The organism is Azorhizobium doebereinerae UFLA1-100 (genome assembly GCF_000473085.1).
In the GTDB taxonomy this organism is placed as follows: Bacteria; Pseudomonadota; Alphaproteobacteria; order Rhizobiales; family Xanthobacteraceae; genus Azorhizobium; species Azorhizobium doebereinerae.
The window spans coordinates 1-15,000 of the sequence record NZ_AXBA01000053.1 but is presented as its reverse complement, the minus strand read 5'-3'; the positions used below and the strand labels follow the sequence as shown (position 1 = coordinate 15,000).

Sequence of the window (15,000 nt, the reverse complement as noted above, 5' to 3'; positions counted from 1 at the left end):
TTGGGGGCCTTAGCTGTAGGTCAGGGTTGTTTCCCTCTTCACGACGGACGTTAGCACCCGCCGTGTGTCTCCCGTGTAGTACTTCCTGGTATTCGGAGTTTGGTTAGGTTTGGTAGATCGGTAAGACCCCCTAGCCCATCCAGTGCTCTACCCCCAGGAGTATTCGCACGAGGCGCTACCTAAATAGCTTTCGCGGAGAACCAGCTATTTCCGGGTTTGGTTGGCCTTTCACCCCTAGCCACAAGTCATCCGAGACTTTTTCAACAGGCACCGGTTCGGTCCTCCAGTGCGTGTTACCGCACCTTCAACCTGCTCATGGCTAGATCACCCGGCTTCGGGTCTAATCCGACGAACTGAACGCCCTGTTCAGACTCGCTTTCGCTGCGCCTACACCTATCGGCTTAAGCTCGCTCGCCAGACTAAGTCGCTGACCCATTATACAAAAGGTACGCGGTCACCCAGGACGAACCTTGAGCTCCCACTGTTTGTAGGCATCCGGTTTCAGGAACTGTTTCACTCCCCTTGTCGGGGTGCTTTTCACCTTTCCCTCACGGTACTGGTTCGCTATCGGTCGCTAAGGAGTACTTAGGCTTGGAGGGTGGTCCCCCCATGTTCAGACAGGATTTCACGTGTCCCGCCTTACTCGAGGACTTTGAAGATATTTACTCGTACGGGGCTATCACCCGCTAAGGCACCGCTTTCCATCGGTTTCCGATTTAATCTCCAAAGCCACTGGCCTGGTCCGCGTTCGCTCGCCACTACTAACGGAGTCTCTGTTGATGTCCTTTCCTCTGGGTACTTAGATGTTTCAGTTCCCCAGGTTCGCCTCTAACCCCTATGTATTCAGGATCAGATACCTTCATATGATAATTGGAAATCCGAAGCCTCACAGCCTCGGTTTGATCTTGCGACCCCACCGAAGGCCTAAGCCCTCGGAGTTCCAATTATCGAAGGTGGGTTTCCCCATTCGGAAATCTCCGGATCAAAGCTTGTTCGCAGCTCCCCGAAGCTTATCGCAGCGTACCACGTCCTTCTTCGCCTCTTAGCGCCAAGGCATCCACCGAATGCCCTTAAGACACTTGATCGTTCTCATCGTCCATGCCCACCCCTCGGCAGGGTTTTGTCATTCAAGCCGAAGCTCAAATGCCAAACGGCAGGACGCTATTCTAAAGACCAGCTTCGACATTTTCGACCCCGGTGCGGTCAGCACCCGGTGATCGCGTCCTCTCAAACCCGAAGGTTCGATCGTCGCGATCCGCAAGGGATCTCTCCCCCGCCTATCGAAAACGCCCAGATTCACAATGTCAGACAGCCGTGCCAGACCCCTACCCGAAGATCGGGTCTTACCAGGATCGGCAAAACAGATTGCCGCGGACAGAAGATCGCGAAGAACCACATGTTCTTCGGATCACGCTCAAGCGCTCGTCACCACAAACCATCTCGACCGGCCTTGTTCATCTTGCGATCAACAAAAAAGGGAAATGGTGGAGCCAGACGGGATCGAACCGACGACCTCATGCTTGCAAAGCACGCGCTCTCCCAACTGAGCTATGGCCCCAGGGAAATCAATAGGTCGACACTCAATCGTCTGGATCAGTGGTGGGCCTGGGACGACTCGAACGTCCGACCTCACCCTTATCAGGGGTGCGCTCTAACCACCTGAGCTACAGGCCCGAAACCGCGCCGCAGCCTGGACCCCGTCCGTTACCGGACGAAGACAGTCTGCGCTCAAGCAGCGTCAAGCGTGTCCGCGAAGAAAGAGAAACGAAGACGGCGGTGTCCCGCCAATGCCAGTCCAGAACGCCGCGTGAGGCAACATCGATGGCCGGCTGATATCCTAAGAAGTCCGATAGATCGTGAAGACCCGAAAGTCTTCGTGATGCTGAAGGACCATCCTTAGAAAGGAGGTGATCCAGCCGCAGGTTCCCCTACGGCTACCTTGTTACGACTTCACCCCAGTCGCTGACCCTACCGTGGTCGCCTGCCTCCTATTGCTAGGTTAGCGCAACGCCTTCGGGTAAAACCAACTCCCATGGTGTGACGGGCGGTGTGTACAAGGCCCGGGAACGTATTCACCGTGGCATGCTGATCCACGATTACTAGCGATTCCAACTTCATGCACTCGAGTTGCAGAGTGCAATCCGAACTGAGACGGCTTTTGGAGATTTGCTCACCCTCGCAGGCTCGCATCCCACTGTCACCGCCATTGTAGCACGTGTGTAGCCCAGCCCGTAAGGGCCATGAGGACTTGACGTCATCCCCACCTTCCTCGCGGCTTATCACCGGCAGTCCCTTTAGAGTGCCCAACTGAATGATGGCAACTAAAGGCGAGGGTTGCGCTCGTTGCGGGACTTAACCCAACATCTCACGACACGAGCTGACGACAGCCATGCAGCACCTGTGTGCAGGTCCATTGCTGGAAGAAATCCGTCTCCGGAAGTCGTCCTGCCATGTCAAAGGCTGGTAAGGTTCTGCGCGTTGCTTCGAATTAAACCACATGCTCCACCGCTTGTGCGGGCCCCCGTCAATTCCTTTGAGTTTTAATCTTGCGACCGTACTCCCCAGGCGGGATGCTTAATGCGTTAGCTGCGCCACTAAGCAGCAAGCTGCCTAACGGCTAGCATCCATCGTTTACGGCGTGGACTACCAGGGTATCTAATCCTGTTTGCTCCCCACGCTTTCGTACCTCAGCGTCAGTATCGAGCCAGTTGGCCGCCTTCGCCACTGGTGTTCTTGCGAATATCTACGAATTTCACCTCTACACTCGCAGTTCCACCAACCTCTCTCGAACTCAAGATCGCCAGTATCAAGGGCAGTTCTGGAGTTGAGCTCCAGGATTTCACCCCTGACTTAACGACCCGCCTACGTACGCTTTACGCCCAGTGATTCCGAGCAACGCTTGCCCCCTTCGTATTACCGCGGCTGCTGGCACGAAGTTAGCCGGGGCTTCTTCTCCGGTTACCGTCATTATCTTCACCGGCGAAAGTGCTTTACAACCCTAAGGCCTTCATCACACACGCGGCATGGCTGGATCAGGCTTGCGCCCATTGTCCAATATTCCCCACTGCTGCCTCCCGTAGGAGTCTGGGCCGTGTCTCAGTCCCAGTGTGGCTGATCATCCTCTCAGACCAGCTACGGATCGTCGCCTTGGTGCGCCTTTACCACACCAACTAGCTAATCCGACGCGGGTTCATCCAATGGCGATAAATCTTTCCCCCGAAGGGCACATACGGTATTAATCCAAGTTTCCCTGGGTTATTCCGTACCATTGGGCAGATCCCCACGCGTTACTCACCCGTCTGCCGCTCCCATTGCTGGGCGCTCGACTTGCATGTGTTAGGCCTGCCGCCAGCGTTCGCTCTGAGCCAGGATCAAACTCTCAAGTTGTATTGAGTTTGATTTGGCTAAGTCAAAACGTAAAACTCTCATCTATGACGAGGTCGGACTAAACGACATCATTCGCATGATTTCGTTTAGTCCGGAGTTACGTTGACCGCCGAAGTCATACTCGGTCTCTTCCGCAAGGATCGCTCCCTACTTCCGAGACCCGCAAGGACTCCGCCGTCCACGTTTCTCTTTCTTCTCTTCAACCTGTCAAACAGCACGGAGCCGAAGCTCCAGATTGCGGCCATCCGGCCCAATCCGACGAACACACCCCGAAGGGCTGTTCCCGAAAGGCCGAAGCCTCTCTATAATCTTTCAACCTCACACCCTTGGAAGGGCGGAGCCGACAGCTCGTCCTCCGGTTCCTAAACCGGCGGTCACAACATCGAATGTCGTGAGAAGCGTCGGAGACGTTGGCGCCGCGTCAGCGGCAACCCGTCGTCGATGAACGGGGTTATAGGACCACACGTTTTCCCTGTCAACACCGCTCTCCCACACTCCGTGAAACGCTGATGACACTGTGGACAACCCCCTCCGCGTACCTGGGGAAAATCGTGAGGCGGCAACGCTTTTCGCCGCCCCGCCCAGGGTGCATCGCGAAAGCTGCGCCGCACCCGAGCCGGCGAGTTTCATGCTGCTCCGCACGAAAAATGTTTGGCGTCCCTCGGCACCCCGCCCCCATCACCCGGCTCCCGGTCGTTCGCGCGCGCTCGCGTGCGTACTGTGTACCGGCTGCGGGACCGGATGAGCGGGCCTGATAAGCGGGTTTGGCAAACGAACGTACCAAGCGGACGCACCAAACGAACATTGCAAGCCGAACTTGGCGCCGGGAGCCCCCGGCCCAGCCGGCAAGCCTTCCGCAGGGCTCGCCATGCTTTTGCCGCGTCCAGGCGGTCACATCCCGTCCGGCGGTCGTCCGCCGTGGCCTGCGTCGCGGCATCGGCTTGAGGGAGCGCATTTGCGCACGCTCTCTCTTGCGGTACAGATCGACGGCAGGATCAGGTGACGTTGCTGCGACAGAGGCGGAAAGCCGGCGTGTCGCGGTCTTCCGGGAGGAATGTGTCCGGGCCATCCGGCACGGGCATCAGCAAAGGGACAGGATTTGCATCAGCGACGGTCGGCGGGCGCCTGGCGCGACGCAACGAGCACGGCGGGCCTCGGCGAGGACCCACCGCTCGGCGTCGACGGCGATGAGGAGGAGATCGACCGGCGGCGCATCTCGGTGCGCTGGCTGGCGGCGACGCTTCTGACCGGCCTGTGCGGCAGCTTCCTCATGGGCGGCGCGGTCTATGCGGCGCTCGACGGCGACCATCGCTTCGCCTCCATGCCCGAGACCGTGCGCAACGCTTTGCGCGGCGCGCTCGCCGTGGGCGAGAAGCCCTCCAATGCCGCCCGCAAGGGTGATCGCATGTCGCTGCTGGCCGAGGCCAACAGCGCGCGGCAGACGTTCCGCGTCTCCACCACCACCCGGGTGGGCGACAAGGAGATCATCCGCGTGCGCCCGTTCACGCGCGTCGCCGCGAACCTTGCCATGTCCACCACCTCGGTGTCGGTGAACATCCCGCGCTTCAATCCCGCGCAGCTGGTGGCCCAGTCGGTGGACCCGCAGGAGGCCGCGCCGCAGGCCGAGCCCACCGGCGAGATCACCCTGGTGATGCGCGACCTCGCCACCGCCGGCAATCTGCACTTCGGCTCCTCCGTCCCGATGGAGAACGTGCTCGGCAAGGTGCGCGAGGTGGCCGAGCTCGCCCGCTCCCAGCCCGTGCCCGCCGGCCTGCCCAGCGCCATCACCGGGCGCCCGTCCGCGGCGCCGGCCGGCAGCCCTTCGCTCGCCTATGCCTCGGAGGGCCAGTACGGCCTGCCCACCGGCACCGGGATCGCCGGCGCGGTGCCGCCGGTGCCGGGCGCCGCGCGGCCCGAGGTGATGGAGAACGTCAGCTACCTGGACAAGACCTCCGCCGAGACCTCCGGCGGCAACGACTGGTCCGACAGCACGGTGGTGGTCAAGAAGGGCGAGACCATCGTCTCCATCCTGACCGACAACGGCGTCTCGCAGGACGAGGCGCGCGCGCTGGCGGGGGCGTTCAAGCGCGGCCGTGACGGGACGGTGAAGGACGGCCTGCGCCTGCGCATCCTGCTCCAGACCGACCCGGCCAAGAAGGTGCACCCGCTGCGGGTCTCGCTGTTCAGCGATGCCGGCCATGAAGGCACGGTGGCGGTTTCCGACACCGGCGCCTTCGTCCCGGTGGCCGAGCCCACGGAAAGCGACATCGGCGGCGTCTCCGAGGACATGTCGGACGACGAGGACGGCGACGACAGCGGGCCGGGCATCCGGCTCTACGAGAGCCTCTACGAGACCGCTTTGCGCAACGACATGCCGCGCAGCGTCATCGCCGACCTAGTGCGGATCTATTCCTTCGACGTGGATTTCCAGCGCCGCGTGAAACCGGGCGACAATTTCGAGGTGCTGTATTCGGAAGACAGCCCGACGGACGCCGAAGTGCTCTATGCGACGCTGACCACCAATGGCGAGACGCGCCGCTATTACCGCTTCCAGACGCCGGACGACAGCGTGGTCGACTATTACGACGCCGAGGGCAAGAGCGCGAAGAAGTTCCTGGTGCGCAAGCCTATCGCCGCCGGCATCATGCGCTCGCCCTTCGGCTATCGCCGCCACCCGATCCTCGGCATCTCCAAGCTGCATACGGGCGTGGACTGGTCGGACGCGGTGGGCACGCCCATCTATGCCGCCGGCAACGGCACGGTGATCTACGCCACCTGGAAGTCCGGCTACGGCCGGCACACGGAAATCCAGCACGCCAACGGCTATGTCACCACCTATTCGCACCAGTCCGGCTTCGCCAAGGGGCTGAAGGAGGGCATGCAGGTGCGCCAGGGCCAGCTCATCGGCTATCTCGGCTCGTCCGGCCTCTCCACCGGCCCGCACCTGCATTACGAGGTGAAGATCAACGGCAGCTTCGTCGATCCCATGCGCGTGAAGCTGCCGCGCGGCCGCGCGCTCGACGGCAAGGTGCTGGCCGAGTTCAACAAGGAGCGCGAGCGCATCGAGGCGCTGCTCAGCCACGCGCCGGTGCCGCCGAAGGTGGCCTCCGCCGCCCCGGCCTCCACCCGCCAGCGCTGAGACGGGCGCCCGCCCGCGCCGAGCGCCCCAGAAACTGCCGCCGCCCCGTTTCAGGCCGCGCGCGGGGCTTATCCCGACTTGGCGGCCTCCGGGCGACGGGCGACAATGTCTCTTTCCGTAGGGACGAGTCTTGTCATGCGTGGTTTGACGTTCCGCTTCGCTCTCTGTCTGTCCGTGGTGCTTACGGCCGGCGCGGTCCTCCCCTCCCCCGCCGGTGCGGGCGAGGCGGAGGACGCCTATATCGCCACCCGCAACCGCCACGTGACGGCCATCGCCGCCGCGATGAAGAGCGGCATCCCCGACCAGAAACTCTACAAGATGGACGAGCAGGCGCGCGTCGATCTCAAGAAGCGCCTCTCATCCGTGCTCGGCCCGCTGTCCTTCAAGGGCGTCGGCAGGACGCCCACCTTCTCGCCCGGCGCGCTTTACAGTGGCGAGATGGAATCCGGGCGGCCGGACGGGCTGCTCTTTCAGGACGAGGCGGGCACGACGCGCATCTTCGTCTCCACCGTGCCCATCCTCACGAACTGGGTCGGTGAAGACGCCAAGTCATATGGGCGCGAAGCGCCTTCATTGGTGTCGCAACTGAGCGAGGACGGCTTCCTCACGAATGCCGTGAGCAGCGATGCGGCTTTTATCAGCTACATGCAGCTCCAGCTTGCCGCGCAGGAGGGTGAGACCGTCGTGGCGCTGTTAGGGCTGTTTGCGCAGGACGACCCCAGCGACGTCCCACCCCGCTCGCTCGTCGTCGCGCGCCTCGCCAAGGACCGGGTGATGGTGGCGACCATCGAGGCACCGAGTGCCGCCAAGGAAATCCCCGCGTGCACCAAGGTCTGGGGCGACTACCAGACCAAGGCAAATCAGCTCTTCGCCGCCATCCCCAAGGGCAGGGGCGCGGACGACCCGAAATGGGACGAAGCCCAGACGGCCCTCTCCGACGGCGGTATCGCCTACCGCAAATGCTATGCGGACGAGGCACCGAAACAGTCCTTCTATCCCGGGGTGATGAAGCGGGCGGAGGGCCTCCTCGCGACCATGCGCGGCAAATAGCGGGGGTCGCGCCCGCTGCTGGAGGTCGTGCGCGGCCACGCAAGATTACCGGCCCCGCCAACGAAAACGGGCGGCGCGATGTGCGCCGCCCGCTCTCAGGATGGGGAATGTCTGCCCTCAGGCGGCCTGTTCGACCGCCTGCTCGGGGCGGAACGCCAGCTTGCCGCCCTCCAGGTCGATATGGACCACCGAGCTGTCCGGCACCTCGCCGGCCAGCAGCATCTGCGACAGCGGGTCCTGCACCAGCTTCTGGATCGTCCGCTTCAGCGGGCGCGCGCCATAGGCCGGGTCGTAGCCCTTGTCCGCCAGATAGGTCCGCGCGGCGGGGGTGAGGTCCAGGGTGATCTTGCGATCCTCCAGCAGCTTGGCGAGCCGCTTGAGCTGGATCTCGACGATGCCGCCCATCTGGTCCTTCCGCAGCCGGTGGAACATGACGATCTCGTCGATGCGGTTGATGAACTCGGGGCGGAAGTGACGCCGCACCGCATTCATCACCAGCTCATAGGCTTCCTCGTCGGTCACCACCGTCTCGCCCTCGTGGCCCGGAATGCCGAAGCCGACCGGCTGGCGCGGATCCGCCAGATATTCGGCCCCGAGGTTCGAGGTCATGATGATGAGGGTGTTGCGGAAGTCCACCGTGCGCCCCTGCCCGTCCGTCAGGCGCCCGTCGTCGAGCACCTGGAGGAGGACGTTGAAGACGTCCGAATGGGCCTTCTCCACCTCGTCGAACAGCACCACCTGATAGGGCCGGCGCCTCACGGCTTCGGTGAGCGCGCCACCTTCCTCATAGCCCACATAGCCGGGAGGGGCGCCGATCAGCCGGCTCACGGAGTGCTTCTCCATGTATTCCGACATGTCGATGCGCACCATCGCCGTCTCGTCGTCGAACAGGAAGCTGGCCAGAGCCTTGGTCAGCTCGGTCTTGCCGACGCCGGTGGGGCCGATGAACAGGAACGAGCCGATGGGCCGGTTCGGATCCTGCAGGCCGGCGCGCGCCCGGCGCACCGCGGTCGAGACCGCGGCCACCGCCTCGGACTGGCCGATGACGCGCTTGGCCAACTCCTGCTCCATCTTGAGCAGCTTCTCGCGCTCGCCCTGGAGCATCTTGTCCACCGGCACGCCGGTCCAGCGCGAGACGACGCCCGCGATATGGTCCGGGGTGACGCTCTCGTTCACCATGTTGCCGGTCTGGCCGGCGGCCTCCACGGCGGCGAGCTGCTTCTCCAGCTCGGGGATGACCGCATAGGTCAATTCGCCAGCCTTCTGGTATTCGCCCTGCCGCTGCGCGCTGGCGAGATCCGCCCGCGCCTGGTCGAGCTTGGCCTTCAGCGTGGTGGCCTCGCCGAGCTTGTCCTTCTCCGCGCGCCACTTGGAGGTGAGCGTCGCCGACGCCTCCTCCAGCTCGGCCAGTTCCTTCTCCAGCCGCTTCAGCCGGTCCTTGGAGGCCTGGTCGGTCTCCTTCTTCAGCGCCTCCTGCTCGATCTTCAGCCGCACGATGTCGCGGTCGAGGCTGTCGAGCTCCTCGGGCTTCGAATCCACCTGCATGCGCAGGCGCGAGGCGGCCTCGTCCACGAGGTCGATGGCCTTGTCGGGCAGGAAGCGGTCGGTGATGTAGCGGTTGGACAAGGTGGCGGCGGACACGAGCGCGCTGTCGGTGATGCGCACGCCGTGATGCAGCTCATACTTCTCCTTCAGCCCGCGCAGGATGGAGACGGTATCCTCCACCGTGGGCTCGCTGACGAACACCGGCTGGAAGCGCCGGGCCAGCGCCGCGTCCTTCTCCACATGCTTCCTATATTCGTCGAGCGTAGTCGCGCCGACGCAGTGCAGCTCGCCGCGCGCGAGCGCGGGCTTCAGCAGGTTGGAGGCGTCCATGGCGCCGTCGGTCTTGCCGGCGCCGACGAGCGTGTGCATCTCGTCGATGAACAGGATGATCCCGCCTTCGGCCGCCGTGACCTCGTTCAGGATGCTCTTCAGGCGCTCCTCGAACTCGCCGCGATACTTCGCGCCGGCGATGAGCGAGCCCATGTCGAGGGCCAGAAGGCTCTTGTTCTTCAGGCTCTCGGGCACGTCGCCGTCGACGATGCGGCGGGCGAGACCCTCCACGATGGCGGTCTTGCCGACGCCGGGCTCGCCGATGAGCACCGGATTGTTCTTGGTGCGGCGCGCCAGCACCTGGATGGTGCGGCGGATCTCCTCGTCGCGGCCGATCACCGGGTCGAGCTTGCCGTCCCGCGCGGCCTGGGTGAGGTCGCGGGCATATTTCTTCAGCGCGTCATAGGCATTCTCGGCGGTCGCCGTGTCGGCGGTCCGGCCCTTGCGCAGCGCCTCGATGGCGGCGTTCAGCCCCTGGGGCGTGACGCCGGCGCGCGACAGGATCTTGCCCGCCTCGGTTTCCTTCTCGATGGACAGCGCCAGCAGCAGGCGCTCGACGGTCACATAGCCGTCGCCCGCCTTCTTGGCGGCCTGCTCGGCGGCGTCGAACACGCGCGCCAGCCCGGCGCTCAGGAACACCTGACCCGAGCCGCCTTCAACCTTCGGCAGCTTGCGCAGGGCGGCCTCGGTCTCGTCGCGCACCTGCTGGAGGTTGCCCCCCGCGCGCTGGACGAGGCCGGCGCACAGCCCCTCGGGGTCGTCCAGCAGCACCTTCAGAAGGTGCTCGGGGACGAACTGCTGCTGGCCTTCGCGCACCGCATAGGACTGGGCGGACTGGACGAAGCCCCGCGCGCGCTCGGTATAGATCTCGAAATTCATGTCTTCCCTCCTCGGCGTCCTGGGCGCCTTCTGCGAAGCACGCCCGGATCGCTTGGATGCGATGCCGGTCTGCCCGGCCACCGCGGCAGCCCCGCACCTGGAGCGGTGCCGCCGTGGCTCATGTGGGGACAGCCTCCGCCGCTGGGAAGAGGTCCCCGCCCACGGTTTTGCATTTTTGCCGGTCGGCGCCGGCGTGCGTTGACCGACATCAGGAAATGCGCCCGGACGACGGGAAATCCGCGTGCCGCTTGACCGGCGCCGGCCATGGTTGTACCAGTCGGTACACTTTGTACTGATCAGTACAGGAACCGCACAGGAGACCGCCATGTCCCGCCCGCCGCTTCCGCCCTTCACCGCCGAGACCGCCGCGCAGAAGGCGCGCATGGCCGAGGACGCCTGGAACACGCAGGACCCGGAGAAGGTGTCGCTGGCCTACACGCCGGACAGCGTGTGGCGGAACCGCTCGACCTTCCTCCAGGGCCGGCCGGCCATCGTCGACTTCCTCACCGCCAAGTGGGCGAAGGAACTGGACTACCGGCTGATCAAGGAAGTGTGGGCGTTCCACGGCAACCGCATCGCCGTGCGCTTCCAATATGAATGCCACGACGGCGCCGGCAACTGGATCCGCGCCTATGGCAATGAGAATTGGGAATTCGACGCGGCCGGCCTGATGCGCCGGCGCGAGGCCAGCATCAACGATGTCGCGATCGCCGCCGCCGACCGCAAGTTCCTGTGGGACAAGGGCCCGCGTCCGCTGGACTATCCCGGCCTGACCGAGCTCGGGCTGTGATCCGCATGGCATTCCGGGTGTCGGCGGGGCCTCCACGCGGGTCCCGCCATCGCCGCCCGCCAGCCGCACGCACCGGGAGCGCTGGACCATGGCCCGCGTGATCCAGGGGCGGGACGATGTCCTGCCCCTCCTCGGCGAAGTGTTCCGCGAGCATGGCTTCGAGGCGGCGAGCCTTGCCGACATCACCGCCCGCACCGGCCTCGGCAAGGGCAGCCTCTACCACTTCTTTCCCGGCGGAAAGGTGGAGATGGCGGAGGCGGTGCTGGAGCATATCGACCGCTGGTTCGAGGCCGAAGTGTTCCGCCCGCTGCGCGAGGCGCCCGACGCCGGCGCCGCCGTCTCCCACATGCTGGCGGCGGTGGACACCTATTTCCGCTCTGGCAACCGGGTGTGCCTCGTGGGCGCGCTGGCGCTGAACGTGACGCGCGACCGCTTCGCCGCCCGCCTCTCCGGCTATTTCGCCCGCTGGCGCGACGCGCTGGCCGGCGCCCTCGCCCGCCTCGGGCACGACCCGACAGCGGCGGCGGCCCTGGCCGAGGAGGCGGTGGTCGCCATCCAGGGCGGCCTCGTCATCGCCCGCGCACTCGACGACCCCTCAGCCTTCGGCCGCACGCTGGAGCGGCTGAAGGTGCGGCTCTCGGTCGTCGCGTGACGGCGCCCACCGCCCGCCTTCCCGCGCTGCGGCACGCTGCTCGCTTGCTTTGCCCGCCGCTTGGCCTAAATCTGGAGGCAAATCCTTGCATGGCGCGGCCAAGCGCGCCGGAGACGTGTGATGACCTATGTGGAGGCGGCAAGCGCGCCGCTGCGGAAGACCGGACACATCAAGCTGCACGGCCCCGAGGGCTTTGCCGGCATGCGCAAGGCGGGGCAGCTCGCCGCCCAGGCGCTGGACGAGATTTCCGAGATGATCGGCCCCGGTGTCTCCACCGAGGCGGTGGACAAGCTGGTGTTCGACTTCGCCGTCGCCCATGGCGCCTATCCCGCCACGCTGAACTATCGCGGCTACCGCTATTCGGTCTGCACCTCCATCAACCATGTGGTCTGCCACGGCATGCCGAGCCCGCGCCCGCTGCGCGAGGGCGACATCGTCAATGTGGACGTGACGCTGGTGGTGGACGGCTGGTATGGCGACAGCAGCCGCATGTACGCCATCGGCGAGATCCCCCGGCGGGCCGAGCGCCTGCTGGACGTGACCTATGAATCCATGATGCTCGGCATCGCCGCCATCAAGCCCGGCGCCCATGTGGGCGACATCGGCGCCGCCATCCAGAGCTTCGTCGAGCCCCAGCACATGAGCGTGGTGCGCGACTTCTGCGGCCACGGCGTCGGCCAGGTGTTCCACGACGAGCCCAACATCGTGCATGTGGGCCGCAGGGGCGAGGGGCCGGAGCTGAAGCCCGGGATGATCTTCACCGTGGAGCCGATGATCAACCTCGGCCGTCCGCACGTGAAGGTGCTGTCCGACGGCTGGACCGCGGTGACCCGCGACCGCTCCCTCTCGGCCCAGTTCGAGCACGCCGTGGGCGTGACCGAGACCGGCTGCGAGATCTTCACGCTGAGCCCGAAGGGCTACCACAAGCCGCCCTACGCTTTGGGCTGACGCCATGGACGAGCCGGACGATGGCCTACAGGAAGCGCCGCACTTCCACGGTCATCGGGACCGGCTGCGCGCCCGCTTCCGGCAGGCCGGCGCCCAGGCGCTGGCGGATTACGAGCTGCTGGAGCTGGTGCTGTTCCGCGCTGTGCCGCGCCGCGACGTGAAGCCGCTGGCCAAGGCGCTGGTGGACCGCTTCGGCTCGTTCGCCGAGGTGGTGGCGGCGCCGGTGCCGCTGCTGGCGGAGATGCCGGGCGTGAAGGACGCCATCATCACCGAGCTGAAGCTGGTGGAGGCCGCCGCCCAGCGCGTCGCCAAGGGGCAGATGCGCGGGCGCACCGTGCTGTCCTCATGGAGCGCGGTGCTGGACTATTGCCGCACCGCCATGGCCTTCGCCGACCGCGAGCAGGTGCGGGTGCTGTTCCTCGACAAGCGCAACCAGCTCATCGCCGACGAGGTGCTGCACACCGGCACCGTCGACCATGCCCCGGTCTATCCGCGCGAGGTGGTGAAGCGGGCGCTGGAGGTCTCCGCCAGCGCCCTCATCCTGTGCCACAACCACCCCTCCGGCGACCCGACGCCCTCGCGCGCCGACATCGACATGACCCGCAAGATCATCGATGTGGCCAAGCCGCTCGGCATCGAGGTGCACGACCACATCATCGTCGGCAAGGACGGCCACGCCAGCCTGAAGGGCCTGCGCCTGATGTGATGTGCCCCGGGCTTCGGACCTCGGGGCCTGGATGGACGCGGAGGAAGCCGCCGCCGGCATCCGGTCGTGGCGCCCACAGCCCCAAGGGCCCGGCCCCTCCCCCGGCCGCCGAGACACCAACACCCGGCATCGCCCACGCAAAAGAAAAGCGCCGCACCCGGTGGGGTACGGCGCCTTTTCTGTCCTGGACGCGGGCTTGGATTCTGGTCCTTCGCCGCGATCAGGCCGTTCCTGCCACGCTCACTTCAGAGCGAGCAGGCTGGTGTCGAAGGAGAGGCTCGCCACGTAGCGGTCGCCGCAGGCATTGGACAGGCCGGCGATGGTGAAGCACTGCGAGCTGCTCAGGTCGCTGTCGTAGTAGCGCAGGTCGATGGTCATGGCCTTGTAGGTGAAGGCGAGGCCCACGTTCCAGGTCGCGTAGTCCGGCAGCGTGTAGTTGGAGAGGAAGATGTTGTTCAGGTCGGTGGTGCCGAGCCACTGATAGCCGACCTCGCCGGAGATGTACCAGCCCCAGTCCTTGTAGGACGTGTAGTTGGGCAGGTTGATCTTCAGGGTACCCGACAGGTAGACCTCGCTGGCGCCCGTGCCGGCATAGCTGTTGCCGTAGTACAGGTTGCCGCCGACCGTCACGATGTCGTTGATGGCGTAGGTGGGCTTGAAATAGACTTCCCAGTAATTGATGTCGTTCGCCGGGAGGCCCGCGCCGTAGGTGTAAACGTTGGCCTGGCCGGGATAGTAGTAATAGACGAAGCCGACGTCGCCGGTGAAGGCGCCCCAGGTGTGGCGGATGCCGGCGTAGAAGTCCATCTCGGCCGCCGGATCGGTCAGGCCGGCGGACGCCGGGAAGTCCACGTTGGACATGAACAGGCCGGCATACAGCCAATCCCAGGCGCGCACTTCGGCGTAGCCCTGGACGGTCGGGTTGCCGTCGGTCTGGGTGATGCCGCGGAAGATATAGTCGCTGCCGAGCTTCACGCCGAAGGCCACGTCGAACGGCGGGGGCTCGGGAGCGACTGCAACCGCCTTCACGGGCATGGCGGCCAAATCCGCCGCCGAGGCCGTCCCAACGGACGCAACACTCGCAAGAACAACACCAGCGGCAATATTCGCCCACGTCTTCATACGCTGACCCCCCAATAGAAATTCTGTATTTGAGGAAATCAGCTTTCCCGATCCTGTCCAATGCAAAAAATGAGGCAAGAGTTGCACACACATTAGGCAACCCCGCATGGATGCTGGATTCTGGCGTTGCATTTTCGCCACATTCCGGATGGATTCCAATTTCGCCACGCCCTAGGTAGTGTGGACTCTTGGGGTTCCCGGGCTGAATGATCTGTGATTCAAAGCTGCCTTTGATGAGGCAGCGATGGGTGTTCTTGATCGACTGGTGCTTGGGGATGAGCAGTGGGCGCGGATAGCGCCGCACATCATCGGCGACGAGCGGACGCGCGGCTCTTCGGGCCGGGACAATCGTATGTTCATCGAGGCGGTGCTGTGGATCGTGCGCACCGGCTCGCCTTGGCGCGATCTGCCGGAGCTGTTTGGAGAATGGAACACCGTCTTCCGTCGCTTCA

The 15,000-nt window shown here is 64.7% G+C and carries 9 protein-coding genes, 2 tRNA genes and 2 rRNA genes (1 of these 13 only partly in view); 7 read left to right on the top strand and 6 right to left on the bottom strand.

Annotated features, from left to right (window positions below; genetic code table 11):
• From YU1_RS0124180 to YU1_RS0124165, 4 genes are all read right to left on the bottom strand, one after another.
• Positions 1 to 1,085 (bottom strand): 23S ribosomal RNA (locus tag YU1_RS0124180); it reaches 1,746 nt to the left of the window's first position.
• A gap of 397 nt (positions 1,086 to 1,482) precedes the next feature.
• Positions 1,483 to 1,558, bottom strand: a tRNA-Ala gene (locus YU1_RS0124175).
• A 39-nt stretch (positions 1,559 to 1,597) separates the two neighbouring features.
• Positions 1,598 to 1,674, bottom strand: a tRNA-Ile gene (locus YU1_RS0124170).
• Positions 1,675 to 1,900: 226 nt separating this feature from the next.
• Positions 1,901 to 3,387, bottom strand: a 16S ribosomal RNA gene (locus tag YU1_RS0124165).
• The 16S and 23S rRNA genes sit together here with 2 tRNA genes alongside, the layout of an rRNA operon.
• Positions 3,388 to 4,486: 1,099 nt before the next feature.
• Here YU1_RS0124165 and YU1_RS0124160 point away from each other — a divergent pair.
• The gene (locus YU1_RS0124160; protein ID WP_029006267.1) at positions 4,487 to 6,526 is read left to right on the top strand and encodes a M23 family metallopeptidase; all 2,040 of its coding nucleotides are present in this window, start codon (positions 4,487 to 4,489) and stop codon (positions 6,524 to 6,526) included.
• A 135-nt stretch (positions 6,527 to 6,661) separates the two neighbouring features.
• Positions 6,662 to 7,576, top strand: coding sequence for a hypothetical protein (locus YU1_RS0124155; RefSeq protein WP_029006266.1), 915 nt, complete (start codon positions 6,662 to 6,664; stop codon positions 7,574 to 7,576).
• Between the two features lie 117 nt (positions 7,577 to 7,693).
• Here YU1_RS0124155 and clpB read toward each other — a convergent pair whose 3' ends face one another.
• Positions 7,694 to 10,330, bottom strand: coding sequence for an ATP-dependent chaperone ClpB (gene clpB / locus YU1_RS0124150; RefSeq protein WP_029006265.1), 2,637 nt, complete (start codon positions 10,328 to 10,330; stop codon positions 7,694 to 7,696).
• 325 nt (positions 10,331 to 10,655) lie between these two features.
• Here clpB and YU1_RS0124145 point away from each other — a divergent pair, with 325 nt between their 5' ends.
• The 4 genes from YU1_RS0124145 to radC all read left to right on the top strand — a co-directional run bounded on the left by YU1_RS0124145 (position 10,656) and on the right by radC (position 13,426).
• Positions 10,656 to 11,120: a nuclear transport factor 2 family protein gene (locus tag YU1_RS0124145; RefSeq protein ID WP_029006264.1), complete on the top strand. Its 465-nt coding sequence runs from the start codon at positions 10,656 to 10,658 to the stop codon at positions 11,118 to 11,120.
• 88 nt (positions 11,121 to 11,208) lie between these two features.
• Positions 11,209 to 11,772 (top strand): TetR/AcrR family transcriptional regulator, encoded by a 564-nt coding sequence (locus YU1_RS0124140; protein ID WP_029006263.1) that lies wholly within the window; start codon positions 11,209 to 11,211, stop codon positions 11,770 to 11,772.
• A gap of 120 nt (positions 11,773 to 11,892) precedes the next feature.
• Entirely contained in the window at positions 11,893 to 12,720 is an 828-nt protein-coding gene (gene map / locus YU1_RS0124135; RefSeq protein WP_029006262.1) for a type I methionyl aminopeptidase, read from the top strand.
• A 4-nt stretch (positions 12,721 to 12,724) separates the two neighbouring features.
• Positions 12,725 to 13,426 (top strand): RadC family protein, encoded by a 702-nt coding sequence (gene radC / locus YU1_RS0124130; RefSeq protein WP_029006261.1) that lies wholly within the window; start codon positions 12,725 to 12,727, stop codon positions 13,424 to 13,426.
• Positions 13,427 to 13,666: 240 nt separating this feature from the next.
• Here the strand turns inward: radC and YU1_RS0124125 are convergent, their stop codons facing one another.
• A complete protein-coding gene (locus tag YU1_RS0124125; protein WP_029006260.1) occupies positions 13,667 to 14,548 on the bottom strand; it encodes a TorF family putative porin in 882 nt (293 codons plus the stop codon).
• A gap of 244 nt (positions 14,549 to 14,792) precedes the next feature.
• Here YU1_RS0124125 and YU1_RS31020 point away from each other — a divergent pair.
• On the top strand, positions 14,793 to 15,000 hold a 208-nt coding region (locus YU1_RS31020; RefSeq protein WP_035716483.1), incomplete at its 3' end, for a transposase.